The organism is Pseudomonas sp. AC242 (genome assembly GCF_979258655.1).
In genome coordinates this window covers 1,052,540-1,065,951 of the sequence record NZ_OZ409873.1, presented here as the reverse complement: position 1 = coordinate 1,065,951, position 13,412 = coordinate 1,052,540, and the positions used below count along the sequence as shown (strand labels likewise).

The window sequence follows — 13,412 nt, the reverse complement described above, 5'->3', positions numbered from 1 at the left end:
GGAGCTGGCTTGCCAGCGATGGAGGCAACTCGGTTCAAAATTGTTAAAGCCAAACGGCATCCCACAGCGGATAGTCGCCAATCTTTTCGACGAGTCCCGCCCGTAAAGGGTTGGCTACGACATATCGCGCCATTTTCACCAGATCCTCTTCCCGCCGCAGCGCACGATCGTGAAAGCCCTGCTGCCAAAGCGGACCTTTCCTGTTGATAGAAATATTCACTTCCCGCGTAATCAACGACTTGGTTTCGCGCATCAGCTTTTTGAGCGAACAATTTTCCAGTTCGACCAGCCAGTGAAAATGATCGGGCATGACAACCCAAGCCAGTGAGTTCGCTAATCCGAGGTCTTGTGCCCGCCGAAATTGATGAACCACCAATCTGCCCAAAACGAAATCGGCAAAGATCGGTTCGCGATCAAGTGTGTTAGTGGTCAGTAGATAGATTCTATTAGGCTCGGCATAGCGGCCGGCACGCAGACGATGTGAAGCAGGAAGATCAGGCAATCCATTGCCCCTTCATGATGAGTTCATCAAAAGGCTAGACCTCAGTGATCTATTTGGCTGGACATGTCTTTTTTCATGATGTGTCAGTCAGGCCGCCATCGCTGGCAAGCCAGCTCCCACAGGGTTTTGTATTGGTTACAAAATCTCAATACGACAGAGAACCTTGTGGGAGCAGGCTTGCCAGCGATGACTTTCGGTCAGACGCTACAGATCAAGCAGCCACCCCCGCATCCGCCCGCAACTCCAGCGCCTCCACAGCTTTAATCGCCACCTGCTCATCAATGTCCGACAAATCCCCGCTAATCCCGATCGCGCCCAGCACGTTCCCCGCCTGATCCCGAATCAACACACCACCCGGTGCCGGCACGACGCTGCCCTGGCCCATGCTGTTCAGCGCGGCAATAAACGCCGGGCGTTGTTGGGCGTCGAGTGCCAGCAGGCGTGAGCCTTTGCCCAGGGCGATGGCGCCCCAGGCTTTGCCGATGGCGATGTTCGGGCGCAGCAGGCTGGCGCCGTCTTCGCGTTGCAAGGTGATCAGGTGGCCGCCGGTATCGAGTACCGCGATGGTCAGCGGCGCGGCGTTGATGCCGCGCCCTGCATTGATGGCCTGATTGACCAGGTTGACTGCGACTTTCAAGGTTAAAGCGCTCATGGTGCCGTCCTCATTTTGTTATAGGGAAAGTCGTGGGCCTGCGGTTTTGTGCCGCAGGCCGATGCAACAAATAGAACACAATGAGTTATTTTTTTGTATACAATAATTCTCGAAAAGCGCCACATGCGACGAAAAGCCACACTCAGACAGGCTTCCGACGAATGAAACAGGCGCTTGAGAAAATGGATTGACCTGCGCCGTCCGCCGTGAATACACTCTGCGCAAAGCCACTTGTATACAATTACAAAACGTAAAGAGGCACAAAACCATGAGCAAAATGAGAGCAATCGAAGCCGCCGTTCTGGTGATGCGCCGTGAAGGGGTTGATACCGCTTTTGGCATCCCGGGCGCTGCCATCAACCCGCTGTACTCCGCCTTGCAGAAAGTCGGTGGCATCGATCACGTCCTTGCTCGCCACGTTGAAGGCGCCTCGCACATGGCCGAGGGCTACACCCGCACCAAGGCCGGCAACATCGGCGTGTGCATCGGCACTTCCGGCCCTGCCGGTACCGACATGGTCACCGGGCTCTACAGCGCCTCGGCCGACTCGATTCCAATCCTCTGCATTACCGGCCAGGCACCCCGCGCCCGTATGCACAAGGAAGACTTCCAGGCTGTCGACATCACCAGCATCGTCAAGCCAGTGACCAAGTGGGCAACGACTGTTCTGGAACCGGGCCAAGTGCCTTACGCGTTCCAGAAAGCCTTCTTCGAAATGCGCTCCGGCCGTCCAGGCCCGGTGCTGATCGACCTGCCGTTCGACGTGCAGATGGCCGAAATCGAATTCGACATCGACGCCTACCAGCCACTGCCATTGGCCAAACCGACCGCGACCCGCGTTCAGGTTGAAAAAGCTCTGGCGCTGCTTGATCAAGCTGAGCGTCCATTGCTGGTTGCCGGCGGCGGCATCATCAACGCCGACGCCAGCGATCTGCTGGTTGAATTCGCTGAACTGACCGGCATTCCGGTGATCCCGACCCTGATGGGCTGGGGCACCATCCCGGACGATCACCCGTTGATGGTCGGCATGGTCGGTCTGCAGACTTCGCATCGTTACGGCAACGCCACCATGCTGAAATCCGACGTGGTGTTGGGGATCGGTAACCGTTGGGCTAACCGTCACACCGGTTCGGTTGACGTTTACACCGAAGGTCGCAAGTTCATTCACGTCGACATCGAAGGCACGCAGATCGGTCGTGTGTTCACCCCGGATCTGGGCATCGTTTCCGACGCCGCCGCTGCGCTGACCGTGTTCATCGAAGTGGCCCGTGAATGGCAAGCCGCCGGCAAGCTGAAAAACCGCAGTGCCTGGCTGCAAGACTGCCAGCAGCGCAAAGCCAGCCTGCATCGCAAGACCCACTTCGACAACGTGCCGGTAAAACCGCAACGCGTTTACGAAGAAATGAACCAGGTGTTCGGCAAGGACACCTGCTACGTCAGCACCATTGGTCTGTCGCAAATTGCCGGCGCGCAGTTCCTGCACGTCTACAAGCCGCGTCACTGGATCAACTGCGGTCAGGCCGGCCCGTTGGGCTGGACCATTCCGGCTGCGCTGGGCGTGGTCAAGGCCGATCCGAGCCGGAAAGTCGTGGCCCTGTCGGGGGACTATGACTTCCAGTTCATGATCGAAGAACTGGCGGTCGGCGCTCAGTTCAAACTGCCATACATCCACGTCGTGGTGAACAACTCGTACCTGGGTCTGATCCGTCAGGCCCAGCGCGGGTTCGAAATGGACTACTGCGTGCAGCTGTCCTTCGATAACCTGAACGCGCCGGAACTCAACGGTTACGGTGTTGACCACGTCGCAGTGGCTGAAGGCCTCGGCTGTAAGGCACTGCGTGTGTTCGAACCATCGGAAATCGCCCCTGCCCTGCGCAAGGCCGAACAGATGATCGAAGAGTTCAAGGTGCCGGTGATCGTCGAGATTATTCTGGAGCGTGTGACCAACATCTCCATGGGCACCGAGATCAACGCCGTCAACGAATTCGAAGACCTGGCGCTGGTCGGCAACGATGCGCCAACGGCGATTTCGCTGCTTGATTGAACGTAGCTAGCCCCCTCTCCCTCCGGGCGGTCCGACGTTTCGGGAGGGCTGGGGTGAGGGAAAGGTTTTGCGGTGCTCGCAAAATTCGGATCAGACTCAGGGTCCCCCTCACCCTAACCCTCTCCCCCAGGAGAGGGGACTGATCGCGAACAATCTGACCCACCGTGTCACATCCGTTTTTAGGAGACCACCATGCCGCGTTTCGCAGCCAACCTGTCCATGCTGTTTACCGAACAGGATTTCCTTGCCCGTTTCGACGCCGCCGCCAAGGCTGGTTTCAGCGGTGTCGAGTACCTGTTCCCGTACGACTTCAGCTCTGCCGAAATCAAGGCCAGGCTCGACGCCAACGGTCTGACTCAAGTGCTGTTCAACCTGCCGGCCGGAGACTGGGCCAAGGGCGAGCGCGGTATCGCGTGCCTGCCGGATCGGGTCGAAGAGTTCCGCGCCGGTGTCGATCTGGCGATTGCCTATGCGCAAGTGCTGGGCAACACCCAGATCAACTGCCTGGCCGGTATTCGTCCACAAGGCGTTGACGATGCCACGGTAGAAAAAACCTTCATCGCCAACCTGAAATACGCCGCCGACAAGCTGCAGGCAGCGGGCATCAAACTGGTGATGGAAGCGATCAACACCCGCGACATCCCGGGTTTCTACCTGAACAACACGGCGCAAGCCCTGTCGATTCGCGAGCAGGTCGGCAGCGCCAACCTGTTCCTGCAATACGACATCTATCACATGCAAATCATGGAAGGCGATCTGGCCCGCACCCTGCAATCGCATCTGGGCGAGATCAACCATGTGCAGCTCGCGGACAACCCGGGCCGCAACGAACCCGGCACTGGTGAAATCAACTACCGCTTCCTGTTCGAACACCTTGATCGCATCGGTTATCAGGGTTGGGTGGGTTGTGAATACAAGCCGCTGACCACCACCGAAGCAGGCCTCGGCTGGCTGAAAACCCACAACGCAATCTGAACGAACACATGACCCTGTAGGAACTGCCGAAGGCTGCGATCTTTTGATCTTGTTTTTACAGATCAAGATCAAAAGATCGTCCGAACGCGGCCCGAGCCTTCGGCAGCTCCTACGGCTGTTTATAAAAACAAGAGGATTTTCTCATGGCTAAAATCGGATTTATCGGCACCGGCATCATGGGCCACCCAATGGCTTCGAACCTGCAGAAAGCCGGTCACAGCCTGTTCCTGTCGGCGCACCACGACGCCGCCCCGGCCGACCTGGTCGCCGCTGGCGCCGTCGCTCTGGCCAACCCGCGCGAAGTGGCGCAGGAAGCTGAATTCATCATCGTCATGGTCCCGGATACCCCACAGGTCGACGACGTACTGTTCCGCGCCGACGGTGTTGCCGCCGGCCTGAGCAAAGGCAAAATCGTTATCGACATGAGCTCGATCTCGCCAACCGCCACAAAGGCTTTCGCGGCGAAGATCAACGAGAAAGGCGCGCAGTACCTCGACGCACCGGTTTCCGGTGGTGAAGTCGGCGCCAAAGCCGCGACCCTGAGCATCATGATCGGTGGTGACGCCGATGCCTTCGAACGCGCCCTGCCGCTGTTCCAGGCCATGGGCAAGAACATCACTCTGGTCGGTGGCAATGGCGACGGTCAGACCGCCAAAGTCGCCAACCAGATCATCGTTGCGCTGAACATTCAGGCCGTCGCTGAAGCCCTGCTGTTCGCTTCGAAAAACGGTGCTGATCCAGCCAAGGTGCGTGAAGCACTGATGGGCGGTTTCGCCTCTTCGAAGATCCTCGAAGTGCACGGCGAGCGCATGATCAAAGGCACTTTCGATCCAGGCTTCCGCATCAGCCTGCACCAGAAGGACCTGAACCTGGCCCTGCAAGGCGCCAAAGAGCTGAACATCAACCTGCCGAACACCGCCAACGCCCAGCAAGTGTTCAGCACCTGCGCAGCGATCGGTGGCAGCAACTGGGACCACTCGGCGCTGATCAAAGGCTTGGAACACATGGCCAACTTCTCGATTCGCGATAACAAATAAGCCCTGCCCCGTCGCTCGTTCCCACGCTCTGCGTGGGAATGCAGCCCGGGACGCTCCGCGTCCCTGCCGAAGCGGACGCAGAGCGTCCATTGAGGCATTCCCACGCAGAGCGTGGGAACGATCATCAGCACTAAACCAAGAACAATAAGATTGGGAGCCCGCCATGTCGGTCGATCCGCAACAACTGCTGCGCGAGCTGTTTGCCACAGCCATCGACGCGGCCCATCCGAACCAGGTCCTCGAAGCCCATCTGCCTGCAGATCGTAGCGGCCGGGTGATCGTCATCGGTGCCGGCAAAGCTGCCGCCGCGATGGCGCAAGTGGTCGAGCGCTGCTGGGAAGGTGAAGTATCTGGCCTGGTTGTAACCCGCTACGGTCACGGCGCCCCCTGCGAAAAAATCGAAGTGGTCGAAGCCGCGCATCCGGTACCGGACGCTGCCGGCCTGGCCGTAGCCAAACGCGTGCTCGAACTGGTCAGCAACCTGACTGAAGACGACCGCGTGATCTTCCTGCTCTCCGGTGGTGGCTCTGCCCTGCTGGCGTTGCCGGCCGCAGGCATCACCCTCGCCGACAAGCAGTCGATCAACAAAGCCCTGCTCAAATCCGGAGCGACCATCGGCGAGATGAACTGCGTGCGCAAGCACCTCTCGGCGATCAAGGGTGGGCGTCTGGGCAAGGCTTGCTGGCCTGCCACTGTTTATACCTACGCGATTTCCGATGTACCGGGCGACCTCGCCACGGTCATCGCTTCCGGCCCGACCGTGGCCGACCCAAGCACTTCCGCTGAAGCGCTGGCGATCATCAAACGCTACGGCATCGAGATCCCAGCTTCCGTGCGCAACTGGCTGCAAAGCCCTGAGTCGGAAACCGTCAAACCCGGAGATCCGTCGCTCGCGCGCAGCCACTTCCAGTTGATTGCCCGTCCTCAGCAATCGCTGGATGCGGCGGCGGTGAAATGCCGTCAGGCCGGTTTCAGCACGCTGATCCTCGGCGACCTCGAAGGTGAGTCGCGCGAAGTGGCGAAAGTCCATGCCGGCATCGCCCGCCAGATCATCAACCACGGTCAGCCACTGGCGGCGCCGTGCGTGATTCTCTCCGGCGGCGAAACCACCGTGACCGTGCGCGGCAATGGCCGTGGCGGACGCAACGCCGAATTTCTCCTCAGCCTCACCGACAGCCTCAAGGGCCAGCCCGGCGTCTATGCGCTGGCCGGTGACACCGACGGCATCGACGGCTCGGAAGACAACGCCGGCGCGATCATGACCCCGGACAGCTACGCCCGCGCCGCCGCCCTCGGTTTGAGCGCCAGCGACGAGCTGGATAACAACAACGGCTACGGCTATTTCGCGGCGCTCGATGCGCTGATCGTCACCGAGCCGACCCGCACCAACGTCAACGACTTCCGCGCCATTCTGATCCTTGAGAGCTGCAAATCATGACGCCTGATAAAAAGGTCAAAATCCTCGCCACCCTCGGGCCAGCTGTCGATGGCATCGAAGACATCCGCGAACTGGTCGAGGCCGGGGTGAATATCTTCCGCCTGAACTTCAGCCACGGCGATCACGCCGACCACGCCAAGCGCTATCAGTGGATCCGCGAAGTCGAGCGTCAGCTCAACTATCCGCTGGGCATTCTGATGGACTTGCAGGGGCCGAAACTGCGCGTCGGCAAGTTCGCCGACGGCAAGGTGCAACTGCATCGCGGTCAGGCCTTCCGTCTGGATCTGGACGCGACACCGGGCGATGAGCGCCGAGTAAACCTGCCGCATCCGGAGATCATTGCCGCGCTGGAAGCCGGCATGGATCTGCTGCTCGACGACGGCAAGCTGCGTCTGCGCGTGGTCACCAAATACGCCGACGCGATCGACACCACCGTGCTCAACGGCGGCGAATTGTCGGACCGCAAAGGCGTCAACGTGCCGCAAGCGGTGCTCGACCTCAGCCCGCTGACCGCCAAGGATCGCCGCGATTTGAGCTTCGGCCTGGAACTGGGTGTGGACTGGGTCGCGCTGTCGTTTGTGCAGCGCCCACAGGACATCATCGAAGCCCGCGCATTGATCGGCGACAAAGCCTTTCTGATGGCGAAAATCGAGAAGCCGTCAGCCGTTGAACAACTGCGCGAAATCGCTGAATTGAGCGACGCGATCATGGTTGCCCGTGGCGACCTCGGCGTCGAAGTGCCGGCCGAAAGCGTGCCGCAGATTCAGAAAAACATCATCACCACTTGCCGCGAACTGGGCAAACCGGTGGTGGTGGCGACGCAGATGCTGGAATCGATGCGCTTCTCCCCTGCTCCGACCCGCGCTGAGGTGACGGACGTTGCCAACGCCGTGGCCGAAGGCGCTGACGCGGTGATGCTGTCGGCGGAAACCGCGTCCGGCGAATACCCACTCGAAGCTGTGCAGATGATGAGCAAAATCATTCGCCAAGTGGAAAACGGCCCGGACTATCAGACTCAACTCGACGTTAGCCGGCCGAAAGCTGAAGCGACCGTTTCCGATGCGATCAGCTGCGCGATCCGGCGCATCAGCAACGTGCTGCCGGTGGCGGTGCTGGTCAACTACAGCGAATCGGGCACCTCGAGTCTGCGTGCAGCGCGGGAACGGCCGAAAGCGCCGATCCTCAACCTGACGCCGAACCTGCAAACCGCACGGCGTTTGAGCGTGGCGTGGGGGATTCATTCGGTGGTCAACGATCGTCTGCGTCAGGTCGATGAGGTTTGCTCAACCGCGCTGGAAATCGCCCAGGCCCAAGGCATGGCGGAGCGTGGCGACACACTGCTGATCACTGCCGGCGTGCCGTTCGGCCAGCCTGGATCGACCAACTCGCTGCGGATCGAAACATTGATTTAACCGCCCACCATGATCGTTCCCACGCTCCGCGTGGGAATGCGGCCCGGGACGCTCTGCGTCCCAAGAGCAGACGCAGAGCGTCCTTTGAGGCATTCCCACGCAGAGCGTGGGAACGATCATCTGCCCAGATTTTCTCAACATGCCTGCCAATCATTTCAACACCCACTGCCCCGACTGGGCCGAGGCTTTGCTCAACGGTTTCAGTCAGATATTCCTCCAGCGCCATCCGCTGTGCGGCCTGCTGTGCCTGTTGGCGATCCTGCTGACCGCACCGGTGCTGTTCGCCGGTGCGCTGCTCGGTGCCGTCGCCGGATTGCTCACGGCGCAACGGCGCAACTACGCCAAGGCTGATCGCCAGGCTGGACTGTTCAGCTACAACGGCATCTTGCTCGGTCTGTTGCTGAGCCTGTATTTCCCGTGGTCGCCGCTGCTGCCGCCGCTGATTCTCGCCGCTGGCGGCCTGAGCGCGATGATCACGCAGCAGTGGCTTAAATACGTGTACAGCAGCCGATCGATCCCGGCCTATACCTCGCCGTTCGTGGCGATGAGCTGGGTTCTGCTGCTGTTTGCCGAACCTTCGGCACCGATAGCGCACATCGAGATGAATACGGTCAATCTGCTCGCTGCCGAACTACGCGGTTTGGGCCAAGTGATGTTCCTCGGTCATCCGCTGGCCGGCGCGCTGATTGCTGCCGGATTGCTGATCGCTGATCGTCGCGCGTTTTGCTGGGCGATGCTGGCTTCTGCAATCGGCCTCGCCTCCAACCTGCTGCATCACGAAACCAGCTCCGCTTTGCTCGGTCTCGGCAGCTACAACGCCGTGCTCGCCGCACTCGCCTTCTCCTCGCAACGCCAACAACCGTGGCTGCCGCTACTCGGCATCGTGCTGGCGCTGCTGGTCACTCCGCTATTTGCTGCCGTCGGCCTCGCCACTCTGACCGCGCCATTCATCCTCGCTTGCTGGCTGATCCGCGCCGGCATCCAGATGCTTGGCAAAGCCGTCGTCGAGCGTGCGCCTTGCGCTCATGGGGAGAATCAACCTAGGCTGCGCTGATCTTCGATTCAGGCGTTATCCATGGACAGCAGCAACAGTTGGCGCGAACGGCTTTACGTGATGATTTTCCAGAGCGATACCCGCGCCGGGCGTCGCTTCGACGGCATCCTGCTGTTGATCATCCTCGCCAGTCTGGTGATCGTGATGCTCGACAGCATCGACAGCATTCACCAGAACTACGCCGACGTGCTGGCCTACATCGAGTGGGGCTTCACGATCATCTTTCTCGGCGAGTACATCCTGCGCCTGTACTGTTCGCCCAAGCCGTTGCGCTACGCCTTCAGCTTTTACGGGCTGGTGGATTTACTGGCAATCGTGCCCGGCATCCTCGCACTGTATTACAGCGATGCGCAGTACCTGCTGATTATCCGGATCATCCGCATGTTGCGGATTTTCCGTGTGCTCAAGCTCAGCCCGTACCTCAAGCAAGCCAATTACCTGATGTCGGCGCTGCGCGGCAGCAAGCAGAAAATCGTTGTGTTTCTGGTCAGCGTCTGCACCTTGGTGACGGTGTTCGGCACCTTGATGTACGTGATCGAAGGCCCGGAGCATGGTTTCACCAGCATTCCCAAAGGCATCTATTGGGCGATCGTCACGCTGACCACCGTGGGTTTCGGCGACATCGTGCCGAAGACCCCGCTGGGCCAAGTGATTTCGTCGCTGGTGATGATTACGGGTTACTCGATCATCGCCGTGCCGACGGGGATTTTCACCGCCGAACTGGCCAACGCCATGCGCGGTGAACAGCTGCAACACGACTGCCCGGTGTGCAAGAAAAACAGCCATGAACATGGTGCGGCGTTTTGCTCGCGATGCGGCAATGCATTGTTCAAGAAACTGGAATAAGCAAAGAGCTTTTTAATCTTTAAACGACTATGCGCACCCCGTTATAGTCAGTGGCAATTGAACATCACCCCCTGCTCCTACACAGATAAAACAAGGAATGCGCAGTGAAAAAACTCTTTGGCGCCTCACTTCTCGCCGCCGGTCTGGCCTTGGCCAACATCGCTCAGGCAGCCCCGACGCTGCTCAACGTTTCCTACGACGTGATGCGCGATTTCTACAAGGACTACAACACTGCGTTCCAGAAACACTGGCAGGCCGAGCACAACGAAAACATCACCGTGCAAATGTCCTTCGGCGGCTCGAGCAAGCAAGCGCGCTCGGTGATCGATGGCCTGCCGGCTGACGTCATCACCATGAACATGGCCACCGACATCAACGCCCTCGCCGACAACGGCAAACTGGTGCCGGAGAACTGGGTCACGCGTCTGCCGAACAACAGCGCGCCGTTCACCTCGGCCACGGTGTTCATTGTGCGCAAAGGCAACCCGAAAGCCCTGAAAGACTGGCCGGATCTGCTCAAGGACGGCGTGCAAGTGATCGTGCCAAACCCGAAAACCTCGGGTAACGGCCGCTACACCTATCTGTCGGCCTGGGGTTATGTGCTGAAGAACGGTGGCGATGAGAACAAGGCCAAAGACTTCGTCGGCAAACTGTTCAAGCAAGCGCCGGTACTGGACACCGGTGGCCGCGCCGCCACCACGACCTTCATGACCAACCAGATCGGCGACGTGCTGGTGACCTTCGAAAACGAAGCGGAAATGATTGCTCGCGAGTTTGGTCGTGATCAGTTTGAAGTCGTCTACCCGAGTGTTTCGGCTGAGGCCGAGCCGCCGGTATCGGTGGTCGATAAAGTGGTCGACAAGAAAGGTTCGCGCGCGGCGGCGGATGAGTACCTGAAGTACCTGTGGTCGCCGGAAGGTCAGGAAATTGCGGCGGCAAACTACCTGCGTCCGCGTGATCCGGCGGTGTTGGCGAAGTACACCGATCGTTTCCCGAAAGTTGATTTCCTCTCGGTGGAGAAGACCTTTGGTGACTGGCGTACGGTGCAGAAGACCCACTTTAATGATGGTGGGGTTTTTGATCAGATTTATAGCGGGCAGTAAGGTTTAAGCAGGCGTGAAAAAGGCGATCCACTGAGGTCGCCTTTTTTTGTGGCCGCTTTACCCTCACCCCAGCCCTCTCCCAGAGGGAGAGGGGGCCGACCGAAGTGTCTGGCGTCAGACATCGACCTGAAATATCGAGTCGATTATGGATTCACTGAAGCAAGTTCAGGTCGGTGTACCTCTCAAGCATCCCCCAATCAGTCCCCTCTACCTCCGGGCGGTCCGACGTTTCGGGAGGGCTAGGGTGAGGGGCTTTTACATCGGCGGCGTCACCCCATCCTTACCCGCAGAAATCGATTGCGCCGTCAGCGTGCCATCCGCACCCTGCGTGACGAACGTAACAATCTTCACCCCAACCTTCAGCAAGCTCCGATCCCCCGGCTCGAGATTCACGATCGGCACATCCTCCGGCACCAGAATCTTCTGCTGCCCGCCCTTGTAGTTCACCGTGAGCACCCGCCCGTTGCTCACCACCAGATCGCCGACGCTGCCATTGGTCATGCTGCTGCCCTTGGCCAGATCGAACGGTCGATGACCATCGCCACTTCCGGCTAATTCCGGCGGAAACACATGCACTTCCAGCGCCTTGAGCGTGCCGTCCTCCTGTGGCATCGCCGCCGAACCAATGTAACTGCCGGGTTTGATGTCTTCGATATTGGCCAGGGTGACCGCGCGAACCTTGGTGTCGCCTGTCAACTGGATCACCACGTTCTCGCCGCTGTTGACGTGGACTTTCAGTGAATCGGCGCTGACCCCGGTAATCTCGCCGCGCACGCCGAGGCGCATCCCCGGTGCATCAGCGGCCTGCACGCTCGTCGCGCCCAGCAGGCTGATCAGAACAATCGTTGCAGTAAGGCGAAGCTTCATTGCAATCCTCCGGTCATCAATGTTGTACAAGCCAATGCAAACATAAGCACGCTATCGAACAGGATGTAAGTGAATGTATCATCGCCCCCTGACGGTCGGACGCAAGGTTCGCCGATGGATGACATGCGACAGCCACGGTCATTCCGCAACGGAATAACTGATATCGACCGAAGGCGCCTTCTGCCCATCGGGTTTGTCCCATAGCCTCACCGCATTCCCTTTCGCTGGATCGAGAAACCTTATGACCGCCACCACTCACGCAATGACCCGAGGCATGGTGCTGCTGTTCGCCTTTTGCTGCGGCGCCATCGTTGCCAACATCTACTACGCGCAGCCGATCATCGGCCTGATCGCGCCGGACATCGGTCTCTCCGACACCATGGCCAGCTTCATCGTCTCGCTGACGCAGATCGGTTATGCGCTGGGCCTGTTTTTCCTCGTGCCGCTGGGTGATCTGCTGGAGAACCGCCGGTTGATGATCATCACCACGGTGGTGGCGATTGCCAGCCTGTTGGCGGCGGCGTTTACCGATCAGCCAAATGTCTTTCTGCTGATCTCGTTGCTGGTGGGTTTTAGCTCGGTGTCGGTGCAGATTCTGATTCCACTGGCAGCGCATCTCGCGCCGGAAGAGTCTCGCGGTCGTGTGGTCGGCGGGATCATGGGTGGTTTGCTGCTGGGTATTCTGTTGGCACGGCCGGTGTCGAGCGTGGTGGCCGACCATTTGGGCTGGCGCGCGATGTTCATGATTGCCGCCGCATTGATGGCAGCGATCAGCGTTGTATTGGCGTTGACCGTGCCCAAACGCCAGCCTGATCACAGCGCCACCTATGGTCAGTTGATCGGTTCGCTGTGGACCCTGCTGCGCCAGCAACCGGTACTGCGCCAAAGGGCGTTTTATCAGGGCTGCATGTTCGCCACGTTCAGCCTGTTCTGGACCGCCGTGCCGCTGGAACTGGCGCGCAACCATGGTTTGTCGCAAAGCGAAATCGCCATCTTCGCCCTGGTCGGCGCCATCGGTGCCATCGCCGCGCCGATCAGCGGACGCCTGGCCGACGCCGGCCACACCCGCATCGCCTCGCTGCTGGCCATGCTCTTCGCCAGCCTGAGTTTCCTGCCCGCCTTCATCCACCCGGCCTACAGCGTCATCGGCCTGGCCGTGACCGGCGTGGTGCTCGATTTCTGCGTACAGATGAACATGGTCCTAGGCCAGCGCGCGGTGTACTCACTGGACGCGAAAAGCCGTGGCCGGCTGAACGCGCTGTACATGACCAGCATCTTCATCGGTGGCGCCTTCGGCTCGTCGGTGGCCAGTGCGGTGTACGAGCATGGCGGCTGGTTGTGGATCGTGATTGTCGGCAGTGTTTTTCCGCTGTTGGCGCTGTTGCGGTTTTTGAGTGTTTCGCAGCGTGGTTCATTGGCAGCGGCGTAAGGCGGCAAAAGCTTCGCGAGCAGGCTCGCTCCCACAGGCTATTCACTGAGCCT

At 59.6% G+C, this 13,412-nt stretch carries 12 protein-coding genes; 9 read left to right on the top strand and 3 right to left on the bottom strand.

The annotated features are described in order from the left end of the window. Positions 1-43: 43 nt before the first annotated feature. Both ACZZ0A_RS04865 and ACZZ0A_RS04860 read right to left on the bottom strand, forming a co-directional pair. A complete protein-coding gene (locus ACZZ0A_RS04865; RefSeq protein WP_042704959.1) occupies positions 44-502 on the bottom strand; it encodes an REP-associated tyrosine transposase in 459 nt (152 codons plus the stop codon). Positions 503-713: 211 nt separating this feature from the next. Next, positions 714-1,154, bottom strand: coding sequence for a GlcG/HbpS family heme-binding protein (locus ACZZ0A_RS04860; protein ID WP_007919933.1), 441 nt, complete (start codon positions 1,152-1,154; stop codon positions 714-716). Between the two features lie 268 nt (positions 1,155-1,422). Here ACZZ0A_RS04860 and gcl point away from each other — a divergent pair, with 268 nt between their 5' ends. The 8 genes from gcl (at position 1,423) to ACZZ0A_RS04820 (ending at position 11,063) form a co-directional block, all read left to right on the top strand. Further along, on the top strand, positions 1,423-3,198 hold the full coding sequence (gcl, locus tag ACZZ0A_RS04855; protein WP_007919935.1) for a glyoxylate carboligase: 1,776 nt from the start codon (positions 1,423-1,425) through the stop codon (positions 3,196-3,198). 192 nt (positions 3,199-3,390) lie between these two features. Then, positions 3,391-4,173: a hydroxypyruvate isomerase gene (gene hyi, locus ACZZ0A_RS04850; protein ID WP_414893355.1), complete on the top strand. Its 783-nt coding sequence runs from the start codon at positions 3,391-3,393 to the stop codon at positions 4,171-4,173. Positions 4,174-4,316: 143 nt separating this feature from the next. Then, complete coding sequence (locus ACZZ0A_RS04845) at positions 4,317-5,210, top strand: 2-hydroxy-3-oxopropionate reductase (RefSeq protein ID WP_007919937.1); 894 nt, start codon at positions 4,317-4,319, stop codon at positions 5,208-5,210. 163 nt (positions 5,211-5,373) lie between these two features. Beyond that, positions 5,374-6,648 (top strand): glycerate kinase type-2 family protein, encoded by a 1,275-nt coding sequence (locus tag ACZZ0A_RS04840; RefSeq protein WP_447784218.1) that lies wholly within the window; start codon positions 5,374-5,376, stop codon positions 6,646-6,648. After that, positions 6,645-8,060, top strand: a complete 1,416-nt coding sequence (pyk, locus tag ACZZ0A_RS04835; protein ID WP_095114130.1) for a pyruvate kinase — start codon at positions 6,645-6,647, stop codon at positions 8,058-8,060. The genes ACZZ0A_RS04840 and pyk overlap by 4 nt, the downstream gene beginning before the upstream one ends. A 139-nt stretch (positions 8,061-8,199) precedes the next feature. Next, positions 8,200-9,114, top strand: coding sequence for an urea transporter (locus ACZZ0A_RS04830; protein WP_463542585.1), 915 nt, complete (start codon positions 8,200-8,202; stop codon positions 9,112-9,114). Positions 9,115-9,135: 21 nt separating this feature from the next. Then, positions 9,136-9,960, top strand: coding sequence for an ion transporter (locus ACZZ0A_RS04825; RefSeq protein ID WP_007919942.1), 825 nt, complete (start codon positions 9,136-9,138; stop codon positions 9,958-9,960). A 104-nt stretch (positions 9,961-10,064) separates the two neighbouring features. Continuing rightward, positions 10,065-11,063: a sulfate ABC transporter substrate-binding protein gene (locus ACZZ0A_RS04820; RefSeq protein ID WP_007950301.1), complete on the top strand. Its 999-nt coding sequence runs from the start codon at positions 10,065-10,067 to the stop codon at positions 11,061-11,063. Positions 11,064-11,318: 255 nt separating this feature from the next. Here the strand turns inward: ACZZ0A_RS04820 and ACZZ0A_RS04815 are convergent, their stop codons facing one another. Continuing rightward, positions 11,319-11,930 (bottom strand): DUF5666 domain-containing protein, encoded by a 612-nt coding sequence (locus tag ACZZ0A_RS04815; protein ID WP_007919944.1) that lies wholly within the window; start codon positions 11,928-11,930, stop codon positions 11,319-11,321. 241 nt (positions 11,931-12,171) lie between these two features. On the opposite strand from ACZZ0A_RS04815, the gene ACZZ0A_RS04810 reads away from it, so the two are divergent. After that, complete coding sequence (locus ACZZ0A_RS04810) at positions 12,172-13,359, top strand: MFS transporter (protein WP_007919947.1); 1,188 nt, start codon at positions 12,172-12,174, stop codon at positions 13,357-13,359. Positions 13,360-13,412 lie beyond the last annotated feature (53 nt).

What these genes read in the sequence shown, in the direction of transcription:
- ACZZ0A_RS04860 (WP_007919933.1), bottom strand. Translation starts at nt 1,154, where the DNA reads ATGAGCGCTTTAACCTTGAAAGTCGCAGTCAACCTGGTCAATCAGGCC.
- gcl (WP_007919935.1), top strand. Translation starts at nt 1,423, where the DNA reads ATGAGCAAAATGAGAGCAATCGAAGCCGCCGTTCTGGTGATGCGCCGT.
- hyi (WP_414893355.1), top strand. Translation starts at nt 3,391, where the DNA reads ATGCCGCGTTTCGCAGCCAACCTGTCCATGCTGTTTACCGAACAGGAT.
- ACZZ0A_RS04845 (WP_007919937.1), top strand. Translation starts at nt 4,317, where the DNA reads ATGGCTAAAATCGGATTTATCGGCACCGGCATCATGGGCCACCCAATG.
- ACZZ0A_RS04840 (WP_447784218.1), top strand. Translation starts at nt 5,374, where the DNA reads ATGTCGGTCGATCCGCAACAACTGCTGCGCGAGCTGTTTGCCACAGCC.
- pyk (WP_095114130.1), top strand. Translation starts at nt 6,645, where the DNA reads ATGACGCCTGATAAAAAGGTCAAAATCCTCGCCACCCTCGGGCCAGCT.
- ACZZ0A_RS04830 (WP_463542585.1), top strand. Translation starts at nt 8,200, where the DNA reads ATGCCTGCCAATCATTTCAACACCCACTGCCCCGACTGGGCCGAGGCT.
- ACZZ0A_RS04825 (WP_007919942.1), top strand. Translation starts at nt 9,136, where the DNA reads ATGGACAGCAGCAACAGTTGGCGCGAACGGCTTTACGTGATGATTTTC.
- ACZZ0A_RS04815 (WP_007919944.1), bottom strand. Translation starts at nt 11,930, where the DNA reads ATGAAGCTTCGCCTTACTGCAACGATTGTTCTGATCAGCCTGCTGGGC.
- ACZZ0A_RS04810 (WP_007919947.1), top strand. Translation starts at nt 12,172, where the DNA reads ATGACCGCCACCACTCACGCAATGACCCGAGGCATGGTGCTGCTGTTC.